The sequence below is a fragment of the Anabaena sp. AL93 genome (genome assembly GCF_001672085.1).
GTDB lineage: Bacteria > Cyanobacteriota > Cyanobacteriia > Cyanobacteriales > Nostocaceae > Dolichospermum > Dolichospermum heterosporum.
Genome location: NZ_LJOU01000190.1, coordinates 1 through 2,962 on the forward strand (window position 1 = coordinate 1; position 2,962 = coordinate 2,962).

2 protein-coding genes and 1 pseudogene are annotated in these 2,962 nt (G+C 40.5%); 1 reads left to right on the forward strand and 2 read right to left on the reverse strand.

Annotation, left to right across the window (positions count from 1 at the left end):
• The coding region (locus tag AN486_RS26285; protein ID WP_290603026.1) for an Rpn family recombination-promoting nuclease/putative transposase at positions 1-305 on the reverse strand (305 nt) is incomplete at its 3' end.
• 347 nt (positions 306-652) lie between these two features.
• On the opposite strand from AN486_RS26285, the gene AN486_RS26290 reads away from it, so the two are divergent.
• The gene (locus AN486_RS26290) at positions 653-1,747 is read left to right on the forward strand and encodes a phosphotransacetylase family protein (protein ID WP_290603027.1); all 1,095 of its coding nucleotides are present in this window, start codon (positions 653-655) and stop codon (positions 1,745-1,747) included.
• Positions 1,748-2,481: 734 nt separating this feature from the next.
• Here the strand turns inward: AN486_RS26290 and AN486_RS26295 are convergent.
• A pseudogene (locus tag AN486_RS26295) lies at positions 2,482-2,898 on the reverse strand (Ycf66 family protein); the annotation flags it as partial.
• Between the last annotated feature and the right edge of the window lie 64 nt (positions 2,899-2,962).

The following is a 2,962-nucleotide window of genomic DNA, read 5'->3' on the forward strand; positions in this document are numbered from 1 at the left end:
TGTTCACGAATGGGAAATGTGGAATAGAATAAGGCTCTATCTTTGAAATGCTTGATTTTTGCTTTTTGCATTTCCACAATAAACTTATCACCAGTTTTACTTTCGCAGTAAATATCAAATATGGCTTTACGTTCTGCTATGGTATCAGCTAGATTTTCTGGATTTTTAAAGGTTAATTGTTGAATTTGATGATGTATTGGTAGAAGTTGGTTGAGAAAATCCATGAGTAAGTCTTTACTGCCTTCTTCACCGAACAGTTTCTTAAAACCGAAATCTGTATAAGGATTAAAGTATTTTGCAGCCATAACTATTTAGAAAATTCTGTTTAATATTTCCTGTATAGCACAAAAAAGGTTAAAATCGGTAATGCGATCGCGTGTTGTTCTTCGGTGGTGATTAGGCAAATTGCTTACAGCAGCACTTGACAAATACAAGCGAGTTTAAGACTGATGAGGCTATCACAATTAGGATTACTTTATTAATTGGGACTATCAAAATCGCTACAATAGCTACCACAGCTAGATTTATTCCCATTTAATTTTGAAAATTCAGGCAATTAGGATTACTAAAGCTATTTACCTTCCGCCTATTGCACTAAAATTAGTAGACACCTAGCTGAGTTGTACAAACTTTTGAAATTAGGAGTGCATACGTGCCAACACTTGCTAAATACTTGCTGGTTGGATCAGTTGAAGCTTACAGTGGCAAATCTGCAACAGTTTTAGGTTTGTCTCATCAGCTAAAACAAAAAGGTTTGGACATTGCTTATGGCAAACCTTTGGGTAATTTTGTCAAGACATCTGCGGGAACAGTAGTTGAAGAAGATGTCCAGTTCATTACTCATAACCTTAACCTGCCAGACAACCGCATTGCTCCCACTTTATTATCTTTGGATGAAATTACCGTCCAGAAACGCTTACAGGGAGAAGATACAACTAACTATCAAGAGTTACTAGTACAAAAGTATTCACAAATACCAAAGAGTAATTTGGTAATCTTAGAAGGGCCTGCTAACTTATCAGAAGGAAATTTATTTGGATTGTCCTTACTAGAATTAGCAGAAAAATTAGATGCTCCTGTACTGTTAATTAGCCGTTATCAATCACTAACTTCTGTTGAGGCCTTATTATTTGCTAAACAGCAATTAGGCAAACGGTTAATGGGTGTGGTAATTAATGAAGTACCTCACGAAAAATTAGAGTTAGTTAACACACTCTTACGCCCATTCTTGGAAAAACAGGATATTCCTATACTGGCAACATTACCCAAAAGCGATATCCTCCGCAGTGTCAGCGTTGGGGAATTAGTCAAGCAGTTAAACGCGGAAGTTCTTTGTCGGAGCGATCGCCTAGATTTATTAGTCGAAAGTCTAGCAATTGGGGCGATGAATGTCAATTCCGCCGTCAAATACTTCCGCAAACGCCAGAATATGGCAGTAGTGACAGGAGGCGATCGCGTTGAAATTCAACAAGCAGCCTTAGAAACATCTACTCAATGCCTCATCCTGACTGGACAACTACCACCCCCTGCCTTTATCCTCAACCGCGCTGAAGAGTTAGAAATCCCGATTTTATCCGTGGATTTAGACACTCTCACCACAGTAGAAATCATTGACCGCACCTTTGGTCAAGTTCGTGTTCATGAACCAATTAAAATAGAGTGCATTCGCTCTCTTATGTCTGAGCATTTTGATATTGACCGTTTATTATCCCAATTGGGACTTAATCCAGCGGCAGCAGTATCATAAACTACCCAGATTCCTTTGATTTATTAGAATCAGCAGCGTAAATCCTCTTACAGCAAATTGTCATCAAACCCGGAACAAGAACCCCACCCCCAACCCCCTCCCCGCAAGCGATGAGGGGGCTAAGATGTACCTTATATGATTGGAAATCGCTGTAATTACTCCTCGACTGGTTTATTTAGTGGGATTTGTTCTGGCAATGCTTCCCCAACTGATTTAACTTCCTCAATGGTCATATCAGACTTTTCGGCTGCTTCTGCGGCTAATAACTCTGATGTCACTGGATTTGGGGAACTTATTTCTGGTGCATCTGCCGTTTCGCTAGTTTCTTCTATGGCAATAACCACCTCAGTTTGAATTATCTCGACCACAGCTTCAGTTGACCCTGCTGTAGGAGTTTCGGAAATTACAACCTCAGTTTGAATGATCTCGACTACAGTTTCCGTTTCTTCTGTTATGGATGACTCTGAAATTACAACTTCAGTTTGAGTTATTTCCACCACAGTTTCCGGTTCCGGTGCTGTTGACGGAATTACCTGTTCTTCCTCAATCACAGGGGGTGGAGTTGGTGATATTTCCACCATTTCCAAAATAGGAGATTGAGCAAAAGTCTCCGCTGATAAACTTTCAGTTGTAATTGCTGGGGTAGCAGTTACCGACTCATCTGGTAATACTGACGGTGGCGTTGCTTCAGTTGGAGTTGTTTGCAAAATCTCCTCAGCAGTTTTGATCACTGGCTTTTTGTTCACAGTCTGCTGTATCTTCGCTTTAGCACCACCAAATACACCAGCAACGAAGCTTGATAACTGTCCAAATTTCTCTTTCACAGAAAACTTTGACATTTGCGATTGGAAACTAATCTTAATTAGCTCAGGACTGGGGAGAGGAGTTTGTTGTCCTGCGGGAGCAAGTTGTCGCCGTAATGAAAGGGTTTGTGCCACAAACCATACCAACATTGCCACACTAGCTACATGACCTAGTAATAGCCCCCCAGTAATTCGAGATGCAAAAATCCATAACACTAAAGCGTAGAATAGCCCAACACCACTCCAGATAAAATCATTCTTGCGATGGATTTCTGGAAAAAAGAAGGCTGATAAATAAATGGCGAGACTGCCAAAACCGATTACCAACGCTAGAAAATAAGCCAGCATTTTTTAATCCTCCTTACTATTTAATTCGAGAAAGGGAACAGGGGGCAGGGGGCAGGGGGTAGGG